Origin of the sequence: Burkholderia sp. HI4860 (assembly GCF_002223045.2) — a bacterium.
In the GTDB taxonomy this organism is placed as follows: domain Bacteria; phylum Pseudomonadota; class Gammaproteobacteria; order Burkholderiales; family Burkholderiaceae; genus Burkholderia.
The window spans coordinates 72841-90403 of the sequence record NZ_NKFO02000004.1 but is presented as its reverse complement, the minus strand read 5'-3'; the positions used below and the strand labels follow the sequence as shown (position 1 = coordinate 90403).

21 protein-coding genes and 1 pseudogene are annotated in these 17563 nt (G+C 64.5%); 19 read left to right on the top strand and 3 right to left on the bottom strand.

All coding sequences use genetic code 11. The features are described 5' to 3' along the window. Positions 1 to 13 precede the first annotated feature (13 nt). Together arsN2 and CFB34_RS33255 are read left to right on the top strand one after the other, a co-directional pair. Positions 14 to 364: an arsenic resistance N-acetyltransferase ArsN2 gene (gene arsN2 / locus CFB34_RS33260; RefSeq protein WP_242808740.1), complete on the top strand. Its 351-nt coding sequence runs from the start codon at positions 14 to 16 to the stop codon at positions 362 to 364. 186 nt (positions 365 to 550) lie between these two features. Further along, positions 551 to 760 (top strand): annotated as a pseudogene (locus CFB34_RS33255) (DUF4158 domain-containing protein); the annotation flags it as partial. A gap of 589 nt (positions 761 to 1349) precedes the next feature. Here the strand turns inward: CFB34_RS33255 and CFB34_RS33250 are convergent. After that, on the bottom strand, positions 1350 to 1814 hold the full coding sequence (locus CFB34_RS33250; protein ID WP_027810088.1) for a hypothetical protein: 465 nt from the start codon (positions 1812 to 1814) through the stop codon (positions 1350 to 1352). Between the two features lie 665 nt (positions 1815 to 2479). On the opposite strand from CFB34_RS33250, the gene CFB34_RS33245 reads away from it, so the two are divergent. The 15 genes from CFB34_RS33245 to CFB34_RS33175 all read left to right on the top strand — a co-directional run bounded on the left by CFB34_RS33245 (position 2480) and on the right by CFB34_RS33175 (position 12856). Beyond that, positions 2480 to 3307 (top strand): DUF932 domain-containing protein, encoded by an 828-nt coding sequence (locus CFB34_RS33245; protein ID WP_027810087.1) that lies wholly within the window; start codon positions 2480 to 2482, stop codon positions 3305 to 3307. 73 nt (positions 3308 to 3380) lie between these two features. Then, positions 3381 to 4046, top strand: coding sequence for an LPD29 domain-containing protein (locus tag CFB34_RS33240; RefSeq protein ID WP_027810086.1), 666 nt, complete (start codon positions 3381 to 3383; stop codon positions 4044 to 4046). A 23-nt stretch (positions 4047 to 4069) separates the two neighbouring features. Then, a complete protein-coding gene (locus CFB34_RS33235) occupies positions 4070 to 4351 on the top strand; it encodes a hypothetical protein (RefSeq protein WP_034175683.1) in 282 nt (93 codons plus the stop codon). Positions 4352 to 4462: 111 nt separating this feature from the next. Beyond that, positions 4463 to 4924, top strand: a complete 462-nt coding sequence (locus tag CFB34_RS33230) for a hypothetical protein (protein WP_027810084.1) — start codon at positions 4463 to 4465, stop codon at positions 4922 to 4924. 460 nt (positions 4925 to 5384) lie between these two features. Continuing rightward, positions 5385 to 6038: a DNA methyltransferase gene (locus CFB34_RS33225; protein ID WP_027810083.1), complete on the top strand. Its 654-nt coding sequence runs from the start codon at positions 5385 to 5387 to the stop codon at positions 6036 to 6038. A 23-nt stretch (positions 6039 to 6061) separates the two neighbouring features. Further along, positions 6062 to 6568 carry a hypothetical protein gene (locus CFB34_RS33220; protein ID WP_027810082.1) on the top strand — a complete coding sequence of 169 codons (507 nt, stop codon included), beginning with the start codon at positions 6062 to 6064 and terminating at the stop codon, positions 6566 to 6568. Between the two features lie 49 nt (positions 6569 to 6617). Then, the gene (locus CFB34_RS33215) at positions 6618 to 6785 is read left to right on the top strand and encodes a hypothetical protein (protein WP_165581456.1); all 168 of its coding nucleotides are present in this window, start codon (positions 6618 to 6620) and stop codon (positions 6783 to 6785) included. 52 nt (positions 6786 to 6837) lie between these two features. Beyond that, positions 6838 to 7026 (top strand): hypothetical protein, encoded by a 189-nt coding sequence (locus CFB34_RS33210; protein ID WP_027810081.1) that lies wholly within the window; start codon positions 6838 to 6840, stop codon positions 7024 to 7026. A gap of 699 nt (positions 7027 to 7725) precedes the next feature. Beyond that, positions 7726 to 9855 carry a ParB/RepB/Spo0J family partition protein gene (locus CFB34_RS33205; RefSeq protein WP_039350079.1) on the top strand — a complete coding sequence of 710 codons (2130 nt, stop codon included), beginning with the start codon at positions 7726 to 7728 and terminating at the stop codon, positions 9853 to 9855. 1043 nt (positions 9856 to 10898) lie between these two features. Beyond that, on the top strand, positions 10899 to 11165 hold the full coding sequence (locus CFB34_RS33200; RefSeq protein ID WP_027811052.1) for a hypothetical protein: 267 nt from the start codon (positions 10899 to 10901) through the stop codon (positions 11163 to 11165). After that, positions 11140 to 11691 carry a hypothetical protein gene (locus CFB34_RS33195; RefSeq protein WP_077186813.1) on the top strand — a complete coding sequence of 184 codons (552 nt, stop codon included), beginning with the start codon at positions 11140 to 11142 and terminating at the stop codon, positions 11689 to 11691. The genes CFB34_RS33200 and CFB34_RS33195 overlap by 26 nt, the downstream gene beginning before the upstream one ends. Before the next feature lie 44 nt (positions 11692 to 11735). Then, a complete protein-coding gene (locus tag CFB34_RS33190; RefSeq protein ID WP_027811054.1) occupies positions 11736 to 11957 on the top strand; it encodes a DUF3717 domain-containing protein in 222 nt (73 codons plus the stop codon). A gap of 56 nt (positions 11958 to 12013) precedes the next feature. Continuing rightward, positions 12014 to 12157, top strand: coding sequence for a hypothetical protein (locus CFB34_RS33185; protein ID WP_154233621.1), 144 nt, complete (start codon positions 12014 to 12016; stop codon positions 12155 to 12157). 104 nt (positions 12158 to 12261) lie between these two features. Next, positions 12262 to 12555: a type II toxin-antitoxin system RelE/ParE family toxin gene (locus CFB34_RS33180; RefSeq protein ID WP_027811055.1), complete on the top strand. Its 294-nt coding sequence runs from the start codon at positions 12262 to 12264 to the stop codon at positions 12553 to 12555. A 1-nt stretch (position 12556) separates the two neighbouring features. After that, the gene (locus tag CFB34_RS33175) at positions 12557 to 12856 is read left to right on the top strand and encodes an addiction module antidote protein (RefSeq protein ID WP_027811056.1); all 300 of its coding nucleotides are present in this window, start codon (positions 12557 to 12559) and stop codon (positions 12854 to 12856) included. 162 nt (positions 12857 to 13018) lie between these two features. On the opposite strand, the gene CFB34_RS33170 is transcribed toward CFB34_RS33175, so the two are convergent. Together CFB34_RS33170 and CFB34_RS33165 are read right to left on the bottom strand one after the other, a co-directional pair. Next, positions 13019 to 13330 (bottom strand): hypothetical protein, encoded by a 312-nt coding sequence (locus CFB34_RS33170; protein ID WP_027811057.1) that lies wholly within the window; start codon positions 13328 to 13330, stop codon positions 13019 to 13021. Positions 13331 to 13577: 247 nt separating this feature from the next. Beyond that, positions 13578 to 14081, bottom strand: a complete 504-nt coding sequence (locus CFB34_RS33165) for a hypothetical protein (RefSeq protein WP_143277545.1) — start codon at positions 14079 to 14081, stop codon at positions 13578 to 13580. 1016 nt (positions 14082 to 15097) lie between these two features. On the opposite strand from CFB34_RS33165, the gene CFB34_RS33160 reads away from it, so the two are divergent. Both CFB34_RS33160 and CFB34_RS33155 read left to right on the top strand, forming a co-directional pair. Then, entirely contained in the window at positions 15098 to 15499 is a 402-nt protein-coding gene (locus CFB34_RS33160) for a hypothetical protein (RefSeq protein WP_027811058.1), read from the top strand. Continuing rightward, the gene (locus CFB34_RS33155; RefSeq protein ID WP_027811059.1) at positions 15492 to 17558 is read left to right on the top strand and encodes a type IV secretion system DNA-binding domain-containing protein; all 2067 of its coding nucleotides are present in this window, start codon (positions 15492 to 15494) and stop codon (positions 17556 to 17558) included. The genes CFB34_RS33160 and CFB34_RS33155 overlap by 8 nt, the downstream gene beginning before the upstream one ends. The last annotated feature ends 5 nt before the right edge of the window (positions 17559 to 17563 follow it).

The following is a 17563-nucleotide window of genomic DNA, read 5'->3' as shown; positions in this document are numbered from 1 at the left end:
GGAAGTTGGTCCATTGATCAGCGTTTCCCTAACGAACTTCGTTGTGGTGGTGAATTCCCAGGGCCTTGTCGCATGCGGCGGCATCGAATTCCACGGCAACTTCGCGCTGATCCGTTCAATCGCGGTCGCGGAACAGGCGCGAGGAGCCGGTGTGGGAAAGGCGATTGTTTCGCGATTGCTCGCGCAATGCCGCAGCCGTGCAGTCGAAGCGGTTGCCTTGCTCACGACGACGGCCGAGGACTACTTCGCAAAGGAAGGTTTCATGCGCGTCGCGCGCAACGACGTGCCTCATCTCTTGCTGGCATCCAGCCAGTTCCAGGGCGTGTGTCCGGGATCTGCTACGGTCATGTTGAAAGTGCTCTAACCCCCAATAAATACTCTTGACCTTCCGATCGTGGGAACCTCCATCACAAGAAGCGATGGAGCTGCGCTTCGCTCAGGTTCGCTTCTCTGAACATCTTGCACGATTGTCATATTTCGGTTTGCGATTGCCCGCCGAATAATTTCTCGCTACGCTGCACAGTCCGTTTTTCGCGCGGGAGTGCGGGCGATGGACCACGGACAGTTGGCGTATCTCGGCATGCGGCATTTCCCGCAAGAGCTCTCTGAGTTCGAGCTCAACATATTCTTCACGTTCTCCGCTCGCGAGCGAGCGCTGATCGATGGGCGCCGCTCGCATCTCTACCGGCTGGCAGTTGCCTTGCATCTGGGTTTCGTGCGGATGACGGGGCGCACCCTCGACGCCTACAAGCAGGTGCCCTAGCGGGGCGATCATGCTTGACTCCGAGGGACGCGGACTAGGTTCCCGCGCGCGGTGGCCAGCTTGTAGTCGCCGATGCAGCCAGACCGTCCAGGGAGCGCACTGCGATCTCTCGAACGTCGATCACTCGAATCAGATTGTCCGTCCCACCTTCTCGCGCGCGGCGGCCGGTGCCGCCGAAACACTGTATATACATCAGGGGGCTGGGGCGAGCGCAACATCCGGTCGAAATTGCAGCGGTGTCAGCCGAGCCTGGATCCGGTGGCAAGGTGCCGCGCGGGCGGCCGGCCGTACGATCGACCCTCCCGCATCCGCTCAAGTCGCTCGAGCGCCTCGACGAACACCGCCAGCGGCTCGCGCCCAACTGGTCCCCGTGCCACGTGATCAGCGCGGCGACGACCTCGTCTGCTCGATCCTCAATGGACCTTGGTCGTCTTACTGAAGGCGCGGGCAAGCCGCGCGATCCAGCGTCGCCATCCCGGCAAATGCGCGATCTGAGCTTCTGCCCGGCGTGTCGGGATTCGCGTGCGCCCGCTGTCTTTGACGATACGGTGTGGACGCATGGGTCGAATTCTCGCGTGGAACGTGTTCATTGTTCGGCCAGCTGCTCGAGCTCGTCGCATTCGCCGAAGAAATCTTGCTGTCCGGGAAGCGGCGCCGGCGGCCGGCGCACAGCGCGCGGCCGCGGATGGCCGGAACGCTTCAGTGTACGCGCGATCGCCTGCAGCTGCGCCCAGACACGGTCTGCCTCGGCGGCCGACATGGTGTCGGCCGCGACTTCGAGTGCACCGACGAGCGATTCCAGTTGCGCAGGCGCCGAGGCCAGCATCGCACGCGCCTCCGTGCGCGCCTGGCCTTCCCGGTAGACCGAGAGCCAGCGTGCGAGCCCTTCGCGTTCGTCGGGAGTTAGTGCCGCGAGCAGCTCGGGCGGTATCGGCTCGTCGGCGCGAAACGTGCCGAGCACATGTTCGCGCCGACGTCCCCTTGCACGCGGTTGCTTGGGAGGCTCGACGCGCAGCACCTTGATGAGGTTTCCCTGTTCTCGAATGAGCATCGACTCGTCTTAGATTTCACACGATCACGCCGAAGGATAGCGCAACCGCGTGTCGCGAACGACCGCGACACGCGGCACACACCTCACCAGTCTTGCGGCCGCGGCCGCAAGACGGGGCGCTCGCCGCGCGGCGAGCCGGTGCCGTCTCAACTATCCGCATTCCGCCAGTCCCCTGAGCTCGCCGTCCCAAACGCGACCGTAGCCCACCGTCGTTCGCATTCAAGGGTCCGCTCCGCCGGCCGCAGCACCCGTTCGGTGCTCGCCCTTCGGGCTGCGCTCCGCGTGCGGCTTTGCGACCGCCCTTGAACACGCCCGCCGGCAGGCTCCTTCAGTCGCGGGACGACGAACTCAGGGGACTGGCGGCAGCAGTTCTGCCGAAGTCCAGGCAGCACCGGCACAACCCCTACGTGGGGACTCGGAATCTTGGGTCCCGGTCGGCCTGAAGAGCAAACCAACCGCAGATGGAGGTCACGATGGAAACGAACCGATTGCACCATTGGATAGGAGTCCTGCACTGTGCGTACATGGAATACACGTACACGCCCTGGGATGGACGGAACTACTACCGGCGCACCGTCGCTTACGACCACGTCGTCTGGTGTTGACGGACGCCAGCGAATTCCTGAACGACTCGCATCGAACCTGAATCTTCACTGGAGAAAACCATGCAACTCGCAACCAAGTTTGGCAGTAACGCCCCGATCCTTCGCTCGAACACGCCGCTCTCCGATGACCAGATTCGTGAGGTCGCGCCGTCGATTTTCGCCGGGGACAAGCACGACTCACGGTCGGACCGATACACGTACATTCCGACCATCGAGATCCTCACGAAGCTTCGCGCAGAAGGGTTCCAGCCCTTCATGGTTTGTCAGACCCGCGTGCGCGTCGCCGCGAAGCGCGAGCATACGAAGCACATGCTCCGACTGCGGCACGCGTCGCAGGTCGCGTCGCCGGAAACCCCGGAAATCATCCTCCTCAACAGCCACGATGGGTCGAGCAGCTACCAGATGCTGGCCGGTTACTTCCGGTTCGTCTGCCAGAACGGTCTCGTATTCGGCGACACGACGCACGACATCCGGGTGCCGCACAAAGGCGACGTCGTCGACCACGTCGTCGACGGCGCGCACGAGGTGCTCGACGGGTTCGACCTGATCCGCGAATGCAAGAGCGAGATGGAAGCCGCGCAGCTTGATGAAGGCGAGCAACAGGCGTTCGCGCGGTCGGTGCTGGCTCTCCGGTACGACGTGACCGAAGCGCCCGCGCCGATCACCGAGGATCAGCTGCTTCGCGCGCGTCGTACCGAAGACAACCGCCCCGACCTCTGGACCACGTTCCAGCGCGTGCAGGAGAACGTGATCAAGGGCGGGGTGCGTGGTCGCTCGGCCACCGGCCGTCGGATGTCGACACGCGGTGTGACCGGTATCGATCAGGATCTCCGCCTGAATCGCGCCATGTGGGTGCTCGCCGAAGAGATGCGCAAGTTGAAGGGCTAACCCGAACGCGCCGGCGGCCGCCGCCGGCGCCCTCGCCTCACGTTGTCCCGTACACCATCATTCGAGGTTCAACATGTTCCATCACATTGCAGATCGCCGTACCCAAATCTCCGAGTCCGTCCGCGCGCGGGGCAGCCGGGATTCCGCAACCGCGCCCGCGGTGCTGGCCGACGTGCTGACGCTTGTCGAGACCGCGCAGTTGGTGCAGACCGTGTTGCGTGAAGGTTTCCCCGCGACGTCGTTCGCAGTGCGCGTCGCAAAGAACGAACGCGGCACGCAGCTGACCATCGACTGGACCGATGGCCCGCGAGACGTCCAGGTCGCGCGCCTTGTGATGCCGCTGCAGGCCACCCGTCTGGCCGACGGCGGCAGGCTCGAGCGGGTCGAACACTTCATGTTGACGTCCAGCGGCCGGCGGACGGTCCGCCTCGCCGCAGATCGGATCGCGCTGTCGCGACAATTCAGCGATCGCGCGGTTGAGCGTGTGCTCACGCGGCTCGCGTCGCGCTACGGCGATCGGCTGGCGCCGGACGTGCGCGCCTCGATGACGGTCGACGGATATCGCGCGGGCGACCTGCAGCTGCTCGAGGTGATCGGCGTGCATCGGGCGGGCAGCGTTCGCTCGGGATCTAACGTGCAGATGGACGTCGCCGCAATGCTTGCCGAGACGTCCGACGTGCATGGCTTTCCCCGTTCGGCCACGGCCGCGCGTCTATTCGTGCGCCGCGATGTCCACTGACCGGAGTGACCAAGGAGCGAAACATGACAGCGATCGAAACTGCAGCAATTGAAGCGGCCCGCGCGTATGGCCTTCAGCTGCGCACCGTACCGGATTGGAACGACGAGGACGGGAGCGAGTGGGCTCGTGCGCGCAAGGCTGGCCGCGAGCAGCTCCTGACGGCCTTGGCCGCCCTGAGCGACGCAGATGCATTGCACGTCATTCTGGAGAACCCTGGCATCGAGCCAGACGGCGAGACCCCGTTCGAGCTCATGAAAGTTTACGAGGTGCAGGCGTGGCGGGAGCGTCCCGACAGTTCCCGATGAGCTGACGCCGATCGTCGCGCACATGGTGATGATGGATGGTGCGCGATCTCACATTTTGCGGGCAGCCAGCCGCCGTGGTTCGGCTGCCTCGAGCACGACCAGGACGACCCAATGAATCAACTTTTCCTGAAGATGCCCAATCTGCATCGCGTCATCGACCGTGCGCACGCCGATCTGATTGCGCGCGGCGCGGCGATCGCCGCTGAATGTGGTCTAGCGCCTTGCGGGCCAGCGGGCTGGTCCAACGGCCTGCGCGACGCCGATCGTATCGCTCTGGTCGTATACCAGCCGAGGCACGGCGGCGGAGAACGGTATGGCGTGACACGATTCTTTGACGGCCAGTACGCGTCGGCCGACTGCGTGCTGCCCGAGCATGCCACGCGTGCCCTTTTGGCCGCTACGCGTGCAGAATTCGAGCGCATCTGTGCGGCCGACGCCACGCGACGTGCGGACATTCGGCTCGACGCGAGCGTTGAAGACCCGGATGGTGCATCGATCGAGCTGCTCGCGAGCGACGTCGACGTGCAGCGTCGAGATGTGCGCCTCGAGGCGCAGCAACTGGCGCTGTTCTGACGCTGCCGTACCTTAACCTGCTCGGCCGTCGTACGGGCAAGTTTGCGCGGCGGCCGCTCTCGCGGCCGCGCTGACGGAATCGCGATCGCGCCGCGCGATCGGAGATCGCCGCGGCGCTCATGACCGGGACGCAGCACCGTCGGTCCGCTACGTCCTGCAGGTCCATCCCCTTCCGTCGGCATTCCACAGCCGTCGACCTTTCAACCCGGAGCCCACGTTCGCCCGCCGTGTCCTGGCGGACGGACCGCTGCGCCGTGCGCGACGAATGTCGCACGGCGCCCCGCTCCTGCAAGGGGCTTTCGCGGCATATCCTCGCGCGCTTCGCGCACTCCGGTATTCCACGGTCCCCTTGCCCGCCATTCCCCTGCGGGCGCTCGCCAGCTCCGGGTAGCACGGTTTGCGAGCCAGATCGTTCTGGCTGTGCTCCGGCTGCCCCTATCTCAACTCTATGGAGCTGACCGTGAGCTATTTGTACAACGGCGACTGCCTGGTCGCCATGCCCAAACTCGCCCCCGAATCCGTCGACTGTATCGTGACGGACCCGCCTTACCTCGTGAATTTCCGCGATCGGAGCGGTCGCTCGATCGCGAACGACGTGAACGGCGACTGGCTGGCGCCGGCGTTCGCCGAAATGTTCCGCGTCCTGAAACGCGATGCCGTGTGCATTTCGTTCTACGGCTGGAACAAGGTCGACCTGTTTTTCGACGCCTGGAAGGCCGCCGGCTTTCGCGTGGCCGGCCACTTCGTCTTCACGAAATCCTACGCGTCCAAGGCCGGCCTGGTGAAGTACCAACACGAATCCGCCTACCTGCTCGCCAAGGGGCGGCCCGTGGCGCCGGCGGCGCCGATCGCCGACGTCATGCCGTTTCCGTACAGCGGCAATCGCCACCATCCGACCGAAAAGCCGGTCGCCGCGCTGCGCACACTCATTTCCGCTTTTACGCAGCCCGGCGACGTCGTACTGGATCCGTTCGCCGGCTCCGGCTCGACGTGCGTTGCCGCCCGCGAGCTCGGGCGCCGGTATATCGGCATCGAACTGGACGCGACCTACTTTGCGGCCGCCAAGGCGCGCCTGACGGCGCCCGTCGCCGGCGCCGCGTTGGCCGCCGCCTAAGACCCGAACAGAGGACATTCATCATGCAACTGATCGTTTCAGCCTATTCCGGTCTCGAGCAGCTCGACCATCCCCGCACGAACGAAAACGGCGACCCTGTCGACGTGTTTTGCGTCCGCCTCGACGCCGCGGCGCGGTTCCCGCACCGCGCCAGCGACCTGGACATGGCGCGTATCTACCGCTACCGGAATTCGTTCGAGTTCAGCGCCGGCACCTACGTCATGCACGACATCTTCCGCGAGCGCCTGGCCGAGCTCGCCGATTACCCGGCGATCTCGATCGGCGCCGCGCGGATCTGCCATACGAACGGCGCCATCGCGGCAAAGGACGGCCCGTTCAAGGAACTGATCGATTTCTCGATCACGTCGGGAACGATCGGCACTCGGACTTCCGCAAAGCTGGCCGACGATTTCAGTCAGTTCCTTGGGGCAATCGACGCCGATTGCGATCACCTGTTCGCCGAACTGTACCGAAATTGGTATTTCGCCTTCTGCCTGGCCGAGAACTGCGGCGCTGTGCAGCTTTCTTGACCACACGAGCGCCGGCCGCGCGCTGCGGCCGGCGCAACTGGAGAACAGCATGCCCCGATATTTGATTGATGCAATTTTGGCCGCGATCGCTGCAAACGCCTTCGGTCCCGAGATCTCGGACGTATGGGATTCCGATACGGAAATCGAAGTCCTGCCGACGTCGTTGCGTTACGCGATGCTGGAAGCGTTCCAGGCCGGCCAGTGCGCGCGGCGATAAATCCACTCGCCGGCCCCGGCTTTGCCCGGGGCCGGCCTTTCCAGAGAAACCCATGAACAAAGGCGAATTCGAAATGTTGCTGTTTGCGATCGCGCGTATCCATCTGAACATCGACACGCTTGAAACGCGTTACAGCGACCGGCTGGATTTCCACGATTGTGCCGTCTGGTGTATCCGTGCCGCATTGACCGCGGCGTACGACGCTGGCGTTATTGACGGGCGCCGAAACGCTTCGAAGTGACTCGCGGCGGCCGGCGCGCGCCTGGCGCCGGCGGTGTTCGCCGCTCGACCATGTTCCACCGCCGGCGTGGGCCCGCGGGCCCGGCCGGCGCCTGGAACGCGGAAAGCCGATTCCGTACCGCGAGATGTTCCACTGATCCGGGGCGGCCCACCCCGCCCGCATCGAGCGGCCGGCGCGGGCGGGGACTGCTCGCCCCAGCTGGCCGCGGTGGATCTTCACCGTTCCCAATATCCAGCCGGCGCGCGGCACCTTGCGCGCCCGGCTGCGCCAGGCACGCAAGCCGCAGGCACCCGCGCGCCAGAGAAACGGGCTGTCCGCTCCTGGGGCTCGGCCGCCACCGGCGTCCGGCCCCGGCGCTGGCCGCCCCGTCAGCCACGCGGCGAGCCGCGCGGAGTTCGCGCTCGGGCCGCGCGTGCGGCCCCGCGCCGGCGATGTCCGGGTCTCGGCAGCCGTCCCCGCGTTCCAGCCTCTCCCGTCGGCGCATCAGCTGCCATCGGGCCGCCTCATCCCGACGCATAGTGCGGCCCGCCGTCACCGCAAGGGTTCGCGTTGCCGCGCGCGGCGCCCGGTCGCCGGGCCTGGCGGCCGCGGCGCTGCGGCCTTGCTCGCGCCCTTGCAGTGCCTGCGCGTCCGCACTCCCCATGCGTCGAGGCGGCTCCGAATGGCAGCTTTTTCCACCCCGACGTAAAGGAGGCTTTTATGAACGCAGTGACCACCGAGATCCCGGCCCTCGCCCACGATGCGGGCGTTCCCCCCGCACCCCCCGAGGCTCACCGAACGGCAGACGAGCTGCGCGACATTCCGCTTAAACGGCTCGTCGCGTCCCCCTACAACGTGCGGCGCGTGCCGCCCACCGGCATCAAGGAACTCGCCCTCAATATCTGGAAAGTCGGTCTGCTCCAGAACCTGATCGTCCATCCAATGAAGGTCGGCGCGCGGAGGGCGCAGACGTTCGGCGCGGCCGCTGGCGAACGCCGCCGCCTCGCGCTCATCTACCTGTTCGAACACGACTACATCCCCGCCGACCACCCGGTGCGCTGCCGGGTCGTGCCGGTCGAGGACGCAGTGCTGCTGTCGGCAACCGAGAACGAAATGCGCGAGCCGATGCACCCGGCCGACGCATGCGACGCTTACCGGATTCTGGTCGAATCCGGTCGATCGATCGAGGAAATCGCGGACCTGTACGGCGTGCATCCGAAAACTGTGCAGCGCCGCCTCAAGCTCGCACGCGTCTCTCCGAAGCTGGTCGACCTGTTCCGCACCGGTGAAATCAAGCTCGATCAAATGCAGGCGCTCGCGCTGTCGGACAGTCACGACGAGCAAGAGGCCGCGTGGTTCGACGCCGAGCCGTACAACCGCGACGCGCACGCGATCCGCCGCCGCTTCGTGCGCGACGAACAGTCGTTCGTGAGCAACCGCGTCGCGAAATTCGTAGGCGTCGAGGCGTTCGAAGCGGCTGGCGGTGCCGTGCGACGCGACCTGTTCTCCGCAGCCGAGGATGCGTGGTATCGCGATCATGCGCTGATGCTGCGCCTCGCGACCGAGCAACTGGAAGCGCTCGGCGCGTCGGTGCTGGCCGAAGGCTGGGCGTGGGTGAAAGCCATGCCGGAACGCGACCATGCCACCCGGTCGCAGTTCCGCCCGGTGCTGCCGCGTCGAACGGAACCCACCGATGAGGTGGAGAAAGAACTGACAGCGATCGATCAGCGGCTGGCCGAACTCGCCCAATTTTGGGATGCCGACGAGAGAGACGACGAAGTCGCCGAGCGCGTCGAGGCGGAAGAAGAAGCGTTGACCGTGCGTCGTGACGAAATCGAAGAGTCCCTGCTCGTCTACCATCCCGACGACATGGCGCAGGCTGGGGCGCTTCTCTCGCTCGATGCTGACGGCGAGCCCGTGATCGAGCGCGGACTCGTTACGCGTGAGCCGGTTGCAGCCGCGACGACCGAAAGTGGCGAGAATGGTGACGACGATGACGACGACTCGTCAGATGGTCAGCCCGCGCGCGTCGCCGTGTCGGCTGTGAAGCCCGTGAAGGGGCCGCACTCCGAACGGCTGGCGCTGCGTCTGAACGCGCATCGCACGGCGGCCGTTGCCGCCGCCCTCGCGCAGCAGCCGCACGTCGCGCTCGCCGCGCTCGTGCACCGGCTGCTGGCGGGCGAGTACGGCCACAGTACCGAAGGCAGCGCGCTGGACGTGACGTTCCGCGACCACTCCCACACCCTGACGAAGCATGCGCCGGAACTGGACGACGACCTTGCGTTCACCATGCGCCGAGAGCAACGCCGGGTTTGGGGAGGCGTAATCCCCCACGACAGCGACGCGCTGCTGCGCTGGCTGATCGAGCAGACCGACGAGCGCCTGCAGCTGATCCTCGCGCAGTACGTCGCGGCGAGCGTGGACAGCGTGCGCCCGGACGAGCGGCCGCACGCGATCAACGCGCTGATCCCGGCGCTCGGGCTGAATCTCGCGGATGCGTGGCAACCGACGAAGGCGGGATATTTCGACCATGTTTCGAAGGATCGGATCGTGGACGTCGTGAGCGCGGCCGTGTCGCCTTCCGATGCGATGCGCGTGGCGAAGCTCAAGAAGGGGGACGCGGCGACAGAGGCCGAACGGCTGATCGGGGGGCGCGGCTGGTTGCCTGAGCATTTCGCGAAGGCCGAAGTCGTGCGGGTGAAGCTGTGGGACGTTCCGGCGAAGGCGTCGGATGCCGAGGCGAGCGCTGAGGAAGCGGAGCCCGACGCCCGTGCTCTGGCCGTGTCGGCCGACGACGTGCGCGACGATGCCGCTGTAGCGGAAGGCAAAGGCATGCCGCCGCGAGATTGACCGGATCGACGCCAGCGGGTGCGTTACGCCCGCTGGCGCAGTGTGCCGGTCAGTGTCCTTCGGCGGGCCGTCCGCAGCATGATGATCTACTCCCGAAAGTTCTCACTTTTCGATTCTCTGCCGCTCCCGTAAAGGATCACCTTTCCGATGCTGCGCATGCGCGCCCGTCGCTGTGGCGCATGCGCTGGCGGCACTTTCCTGACTCGCTGCTGGGGCGTCTCCCTCCGCTTCGCTCCGGGCCGGGCTTTCGCGCTGCGCGTCGAGCCCCGCTGCGCGTGTCTCGCCCCTGACGGGCTTCAATCCCTGACGTCTGCGCGCCGTGCCGGCGCTGCGCGCTTCGCTTGCTCGTGGAGTACGCGCCCGCTACGCGCGGGCGGACAGCAGGTCTAGCGGCCGGCTACGCCGGCCGAGGGGGCGCGGGGCCGGCTGCCCCGCGCCGTGTGCGCGATCCGGTCGGGGAAACCGCGTGGTTGCGCTCCATCCTTTTGCGCCGGGTTAAGCGCGTGGATCTGCCATTGGGAGCCGCCCCTTTTCGACGCATAGCGCGGGCGGGCACGGGCGCAAGGGTAAAGCCTGCGCTTCGCTCCGCCCACGTCCTCACCCGTTCGGTGCTCGGCTACGCCTGCGCTCCGCATGCGGCCTCCGGGCGCGCCCTTGCACCCGTGCCCGCCCGCGCTAAACCCGCGTCGAGGCGGCTCCCAATGGCAGATCCACAACCCGACACAAAAGGACGAAATCGTGAGCACAACCACCCCCGACCGAATCACGCACACACGCGCGGGCGTTCCCCCCGCACCCCCCGAGGCTCACCGCCAGGCAGGCATTCGACACACGAAAAATCGCCTGCGCGCGACCGCCGCGCACTGGCTCGGCTGCCCGGTCGATGCCCCCATTCGCGTTTTGTACCGCTGGACCCGCCCTGATGACGACGCGCGCGCTGTGCGGCTCGAAACGAGGACCGACGGTTGCGCTCAGCGCATCACCCTGTTTCGCCTTTCGTCCGGCGCGTGGTCGCCGGTTTGGCAATAACCCGGAGACTCACGATGAGCTACGAGACTGACGAACTGATGATCGAAGGTATCACCGAAGGATTTTTCGCAATTGCGTGTTCCGAACGTGCTGCGTCCTCCATCGGGGTACATCATGGCGACGATGGCGAACTGGCATTTACGCTGCCCACGATCGACTGGACTGCGTGGCAAATCAATGTCGCGATCATGATCTACGAAAAGGCGTACGCGCGCGGCGAGCGCTACGGCGCCGCGAGCGCTCAACGCGTCGTTCGTGAAGCGCTCGGCATCTTCCATTGACCCACTTGCCGGCGCGCAGAAGCTGGCGCGCCGATCGGAGCGAGCTGTGAAAAATGATCGCCCTCCCATCGACAGTTTCGATTTTGCCCTCGAAGCGCGCATACAGCTTGCGCTGCACGGCATCGCCGCGATTGCCGGAAACCAGTGGAACGCGGAGCAGCACTTGATTGACGCCGTTATCTGCGCCCGAGAGAGCGGTGTGCGCGCGTGCCGCGAAGGGTCCGACATGTCGCTGATGCTGGCGGACGAGCCCACTCTTCTTCCGTATTGGGATGACGGCTTCGAAGCCGAGGAATGCGGTCGGGTCGTCTGGTTTGGAGAATGGTTCAGCGACATGGACGGATTGAACGAAACGCGCCCGAGCGTGAGCCTGACCCGGCACGGCTATGTCCCCGCCCTCGAAGTGTCTCATCGTGGCGGCGATTGCGAGCCGAACACCGGCCATCCACGCGAGACGCTTCAGGAGGCGATCGGTGCCGCCAAGGAAATGGAGTCGCGCTGGCACTTCGACGAATGTATCGACTAACCTGCGTGCGCCGTGTACACGGCGCACTCCACGGAGCGAAAACGATGAACAGCACAACAGTTTTGCATATCGAGCAGATCGAGCGCGCGATCAACATTTGGCGCGCACGCCAACCGAGCGTAGACGGTGATCCAATCCTGTGCCGCGAAGCGCGGATTCTTGCCGAACCCTACGCGCTGATGATCGTGAACCGCGCGACGCAGATCGACGCGGCGCACTTGTCGGACACGCAACGCGCCGCGTTCGACGGCGCGTTTTCGAAATAACGCGTCATCGACGCGACCCGCATTCGATTTAGCCGGAGTTCGCGAAGGAGAATGACATGCAGGCACAGTGGGCGATCACCTACAAGACAGAGACTGGATTCGACGTCGAGATCATCGACGCAAGCAGCTTCGAAGAGGCTTGGAGCCGTGCGGAAGCGCCTTTTGGGTCGCAGCTTGTAGAAGTCGAGCGCGTCGCGTGAAAACCGTACCCCCTTCGACGGGCGCATTTCGCGTCGCCGGGGCGTTCAGCCGGCACCCAGAATGCATCTTGAAATCGTGTATCCTATGGGATACTATATAGGATATGAGAATCGAGCAGACAGACGACTTCGCGAAATGGTTGCGCGGCCTACGCGATCACATCGCGCGCGCGCAGATCGCCAAGCGGATTCAACGGCTCGCGCGCGGCCAATATGGGGACATGAAGCCGGTGGGTGCCGGAGTGAGCGAAATGCGCGTGCACGTCGGCCCCGGCTATCGCGTCTACTTTGTCCAACGAGGCTCAACGCTCGTCGTCCTGCTATGCGGTGGCGACAAGTCAACGCAGCAGCGCGACATTGAGCGTGCTATCGCGCTTTCGGCGCAATTGGGAGATTGACATGGGTATCAAGACAACGCCGTTCGATGCGGCCGAATACCTCGACACGCCCGAGGCGCAGGCCGAATATCTGCGGATTTCGTTCGAGACCGGCGATTCCGCCGACATTCAGGAAGCCATCGGCACCGTGGCGCGTGCGCGTGGCATGACGCAGATTGCGCGCGACGCGGGCGTCGGCCGCGAAAGCCTCTACAAAGCGCTGGACGAGCACGGCAACCCGGAATTCGCGACGATCCTGCGTGTTGTGCGCGCGCTCGGCCTCACGTTGACCGTGACGACGCCCGTACACGAGCACGCCTGAGCCGGGATTTTCGCGGCGTCGCGGGCTGGCGGGCGCTCGCCGCTACGCCGCGACCACCCGCCAGCCCGCGACCAATGCGTTAGCCAGTTTGCGCGCTGCGCAAACGAATCGGGGCAATCCCGCTCCGCGCACACTTCGTGCGTCGCCGGATTGCCCCAACGATCACACCGACGCGCCGTCGGCGACAGCGGCGGCCGGCACGCCCTGGGCGGGTTTCGCCGGCACCGGGGTCTCGCACGGTTTCGCGAGTGCGACTTTTACCGCATCAAGCCGCTCTTTCCACTGTTCCGCCGGGATCTCGTCCAGCCCTTCCGCGCGCAGCAGCTCGAGCACCGCCTTATGATTCCGCTCGCGATCCCTGCGGATCATCTCGCGCTGTTGGTCCTGCAGCTTTTTCAGCTTCGCCGCCGCCCTCGCGATCTCGTCTTCGATCGATCGCGGCTTGCGCGCTGTCTTCCCTGCATCTGCTGTCATGGCCTCTATCACTCCATCTTGTCCCTCCCCCTTGCCGCGAAGTGTAACGGAATTCGGCCGCGCAACGTAAAGCACTGAGGCCTGATACCCCGCTGTCGCACCGCTGCCCCGCGCGTCATCCGTCGCGGCGCAATTGCCCGCTGCGCAACTCGCGCGCAGCGGCCGGCACCGTCGCGGCCGCCGACGCAACCGCTCCGAGCGCTGATCCGGCGCCCCCGCATTTTTCCTGCTGTCGCCGCGCGGGGCGTCACCCGCGCCATTCCGCGGCCACCGCCCCGCGCGGACCACCTAGCCAGAGCGCAATGCTCGCATTGCGCAGCTCGAGCACGGCGGTCGCCACCGTCGCGACCGCCGGCCCGACCAACCCGCTCGCCGAGCCCCCGGCCCCGCGACTTTCATGCTGTCGCCGCGCCGGGCGGCGCCCGCGCCATTCCGCAGCCGCCGCCCGGCGCGGACCATCCACCCAGACGCAATGCACGCATTGCGTAGCTCGAGCGCGGCGGCCGCCACCGTCGCGGCCGTCGACCCGACCAAGCCAGCGCGCGAGCGCCCGCCCCGCGCTTTTTTTCGCACAGTCGCCGCGCGGGGCGTCGCCCGCGCCGTTGCGCAGCCGTCGCCCCGCGCGGACCACCCATTCAGTGCGCAATCCTGAATTGCGCAGACCGTGATCGGCGGCCGCCAAGTCGCGCCCGCCGAATACCGCCAAACCGATCGTGCTCACAGCGTTTTCTCTCTGGCTGTTGCTCGACACCCCATCTATCCACGACCGTAATCCGCGCACGCCGGCAGGTTTTCCACATACCCACCGGTCCCCGCGCTTCTCCCGTTTCCCACAACCAACACCGTTGTGGAAAACGGCGCGCGGCCAACGCTCTTGCGATGTAGGCGCATCGCTGCGTCGGTTCGGACCCGTGGATATGTGGAAAACCTGCGTGGCATAACCACCCTCGTCGCTCCGAATTTCCCCCTGTCCGCTCCCTGCCTCCGTTCGACCTCCCTATTCCGTTTTTTCCCTGTGCGGAACGGATCGACGCTCGCCTCGTTTTTCTCTCTTTCGTGTCGGTGACTCAACCTTCACTTTTCTGCAAAATTTTCGCGGTGCTCCACCCAGGCGAACGCCTCAACGGAACGAAATCCTCGCTCTTGCTGGCTGCGATGCCGATCGCCACGCCTGCTGAAAAACCGGTGATACCCGGACCCGTCCGGGTATCACCATCCAGATACCGTCCGTCCGTCCGAGGGGCGACCCGTGGGGCAAGCCCCACCCCCCGACCGGACGGTCACACACCACGCAACTCCGTTGCGGGTGCTTAAAGCCTTGCTGCGCAAGCCTTTAAGCGGTACGACGCCTAAAATCGCGATATCGATAAGGTAGAGCCAAGACTCAAAGCTGGATATAGCGTATGCCGGTATGACGCCCGTAAAACCCTTTTAATACCGTTCGACCTAAGATCGAAAGCGCGCGTGACAACGGCTATATGCGTATTACACCATTGGCGTCACGGTAGTACACCTAAATTCGATGAAGATCCAGATATACAGCAAACGATAATTAAATCAGTGCTTTAAAGACGCGAGGGGGATGTTGATGGAGAAAACAATGCGAAACGACAAGATTGTCGCCCTTCCCAGAAAAACACATAGCCGTATGACGAAACAGCGTGACCATGTGCTAACATCTTCACACGACAGAAGCGCGTATCGGCAGCGCAATCCGCACATAACCACGGCCACAAAAAGGTAAGGATCTCTCGCTACGAGGTCTTCATGCCGCGTCTCAAAACGCCGGGGAAAGGTGCGTCCAAACCCATCTCCTTCAAACTCGATCCCGAGTCGGAACGCTTCTATCGGCGCAAGGCCCAGGAGAACGGTGTGTCGCTGTCCGACTACATTCGCAAGCAGCTTGCGCTCGGCGTCGTCACCGAAAATGTCTCGCTCATCGACCAGCGTCTCAAGGCCCTCATTCAGCAACTGAGTGGGCACACGCCGTCCGATGGCAGCCCCGGCAAATCCGTCCAGACGCTACCGTCCGAACTGGTTCAAGCCGTGTTCTTCAGCCGCGAAGTCCTGACCAGCATCATCAGCGACAGAAACATCCAGTTCTTCCACCAGGCACAGGATCGCGCCGAAGCCGCTACCAAGAAACTGCTGGGAGAGAGCAATGGCTGATCAACGCTCACCCAGCGGACTCGCCACCTTTTCACGAGGAACTGCCCTCTGGTGGCAACAGGCAAAGCTTCTCACCAGTGCGATCGTGGCGGTTGTCGTCGCGGCAATTCTCGTCGGTGCGCTGGCCGGCGGTGCATACGTGTACTTCGTCACGTCGGCCGAAACTCGCTATTTGACGATCAAGCACCTTGAGGCGGAAATCCTCACCGTCGTTCCGATGGCGAATCCGAACGTCTCGTTCCATCTCGGCAACGACGACACGGCACTGCCGCCCGCTGCGGCGCGGTCGTTTACCGAGGATGCGGCCGACGAGTTCTTCGTCTATGCGCGCAATGCTGCCGTGTACGCTGTTCTAACGGCGATTGCCGTCACGTTCCTTTCCGTCCTGTTTTGGATGGAGTACGGCCGCGGAAAACTTACCGACAAGCAGGTGCGCGGTGCCAAGCTCGTCAAAGCAAAGGAGCTCATCAAGGAACTGGAGGCTCGAGACGACGCGAGCCCCTATCGCATCGCCGGCGTGCCGATGCGGAAGAAGGCCGAAGTGCTCGGCACACTCTTTTCTGGTGCCCAAGGCAGTGGCAAGTCCCAGCAGTTTTTTGCGCTGATGGATCAGGTGCGCGCCCGCAAAAAACGGGCGATCGTCTATGACCCATCAGGTGAATTCACCGCTGCGTATTATCGCGAAGGGAAGGACGTCATCCTGAATCCCCTCGACGCGCGTAGCCCGAACTGGAATGCCTGGCGCGAAATCCAAAGCGAGATCCATTACGACGGGCTGGCTGAGGGGCTCATTCCGATTCCGCCGAATGTCGCCGACCCATTCTTCGCGATTGCGGGGCGCATGGTTTTCAAGGGAGCGATTCGTGCGCTTGGCGGCGACAACAAACGAACCAACGCAGCGCTGTACAAGGCCATCGCCCATAGCAATCTCGAGGAATTGCACGCGATCCTAGCGAACGAGTCCGCGGCGACCTACGTCGATCCAGTCACTGAGCGTACGGGCATGAGCCTTAAGATGACCGTGCAGAACCAGCTCGATTGCTTTCGTTACCTGCACGACGAAGGCGAGCCATTTTCGATCCGAGAATGGATCCAGAATGAGGATGAAGACGACGATTCCTGGCTGTTCATTTCCGTCAACGAGGAGCAGAAAACCGCCCTGCTTCCGCTGATCAGCCTCTGGTGTGATATCGCCATCCGCTCGCTGCTGACACTCAAGCCGATTCATCGCGAACGTCTCTGGTACTTCTATGACGAGCTCCCCACTCTGCAAAAGCTCGAGATCATGAAGCTCGCCGTTACCAACATTCGGAAGTACGGCGGTTGCTTCGTGCTCGGCATCCAGGACTTTTCCCAACTCTTCCAGATCTACGGCGAGCACTTGGCGCGCACGATCATCTCCGGATGCCAGACCAAGCTCCTGTTGCGCGTGACCGATGGTGACGCGGCCAAGGCATTGGCCAACGCGATCGGTCAGGCCGACCTCGACGAAAAGGAAGAAAGCCTGAATCTCGGCATCGACGAGCGGCGCGACGGCATGAGCGTTTTTGCGCGACGCAATCTCCGCGATCTCGTCCTCTCATCCGAAATCCTGCACCTGCCCGACATGCAGGGCTATCTGGTCACACCGAGCGACTATCCGGTTGCTCGGGTCAAGTACGAATACGTCCCCCATCCCCAAACGGTGACGCCCTTCATCCCGCGCCAAACGTACGATCTCTGGCTTCCGGCAGGCGCTGTAGCTGACCGTCCGGCTGCGCCGGAGAGATCCGGCAGCGACCCGTCCCTGTCCCACTCCCCGTCACCCAATCCTTCCGGCGCACCGACCACGGCCGCCGAGGATTCGGCGACCAACGCCGCTGCGGCCGGCCCGGCTGTCGGTGCCTCCGCGCCGAACACTCCTCGTTCCGTAGTACAGCCGTCCAACGTGATCTCGCTGTCGACCGGCGAAATCGTCGACGGTGACACCGGCGAGGTTCACGATACGTCGGCTTCCCGCGAGCCAGGCGCCGGCGAACGGCCCACCGGCCGCGCCGGCCTCGGTGACCTGTTGGGGTGACACGC

Excerpts from the sequence above, each read along its gene's own strand:
- CFB34_RS33210 (WP_027810081.1), top strand. The coding sequence starts at position 6,838 with ATGAACAAAGGCGAATTCGAAATGTTGCTGTTTGCGATCGCGCGTATC.
- CFB34_RS33205 (WP_039350079.1), top strand. The coding sequence starts at position 7,726 with ATGAACGCAGTGACCACCGAGATCCCGGCCCTCGCCCACGATGCGGGC.
- CFB34_RS33215 (WP_165581456.1), top strand. The coding sequence starts at position 6,618 with ATGCCCCGATATTTGATTGATGCAATTTTGGCCGCGATCGCTGCAAAC.
- CFB34_RS33160 (WP_027811058.1), top strand. The coding sequence starts at position 15,098 with ATGCCGCGTCTCAAAACGCCGGGGAAAGGTGCGTCCAAACCCATCTCC.
- CFB34_RS33175 (WP_027811056.1), top strand. The coding sequence starts at position 12,557 with ATGGGTATCAAGACAACGCCGTTCGATGCGGCCGAATACCTCGACACG.
- CFB34_RS33250 (WP_027810088.1), bottom strand. The coding sequence starts at position 1,814 with ATGCTCATTCGAGAACAGGGAAACCTCATCAAGGTGCTGCGCGTCGAG.
- CFB34_RS33230 (WP_027810084.1), top strand. The coding sequence starts at position 4,463 with ATGAATCAACTTTTCCTGAAGATGCCCAATCTGCATCGCGTCATCGAC.
- CFB34_RS33240 (WP_027810086.1), top strand. The coding sequence starts at position 3,381 with ATGTTCCATCACATTGCAGATCGCCGTACCCAAATCTCCGAGTCCGTC.
- CFB34_RS33235 (WP_034175683.1), top strand. The coding sequence starts at position 4,070 with ATGACAGCGATCGAAACTGCAGCAATTGAAGCGGCCCGCGCGTATGGC.
- CFB34_RS33170 (WP_027811057.1), bottom strand. The coding sequence starts at position 13,330 with ATGACAGCAGATGCAGGGAAGACAGCGCGCAAGCCGCGATCGATCGAA.
- CFB34_RS33200 (WP_027811052.1), top strand. The coding sequence starts at position 10,899 with ATGAGCTACGAGACTGACGAACTGATGATCGAAGGTATCACCGAAGGA.
- CFB34_RS33185 (WP_154233621.1), top strand. The coding sequence starts at position 12,014 with ATGCAGGCACAGTGGGCGATCACCTACAAGACAGAGACTGGATTCGAC.
- CFB34_RS33220 (WP_027810082.1), top strand. The coding sequence starts at position 6,062 with ATGCAACTGATCGTTTCAGCCTATTCCGGTCTCGAGCAGCTCGACCAT.
- CFB34_RS33180 (WP_027811055.1), top strand. The coding sequence starts at position 12,262 with ATGAGAATCGAGCAGACAGACGACTTCGCGAAATGGTTGCGCGGCCTA.
- CFB34_RS33190 (WP_027811054.1), top strand. The coding sequence starts at position 11,736 with ATGAACAGCACAACAGTTTTGCATATCGAGCAGATCGAGCGCGCGATC.
- CFB34_RS33245 (WP_027810087.1), top strand. The coding sequence starts at position 2,480 with ATGCAACTCGCAACCAAGTTTGGCAGTAACGCCCCGATCCTTCGCTCG.
- CFB34_RS33155 (WP_027811059.1), top strand. The coding sequence starts at position 15,492 with ATGGCTGATCAACGCTCACCCAGCGGACTCGCCACCTTTTCACGAGGA.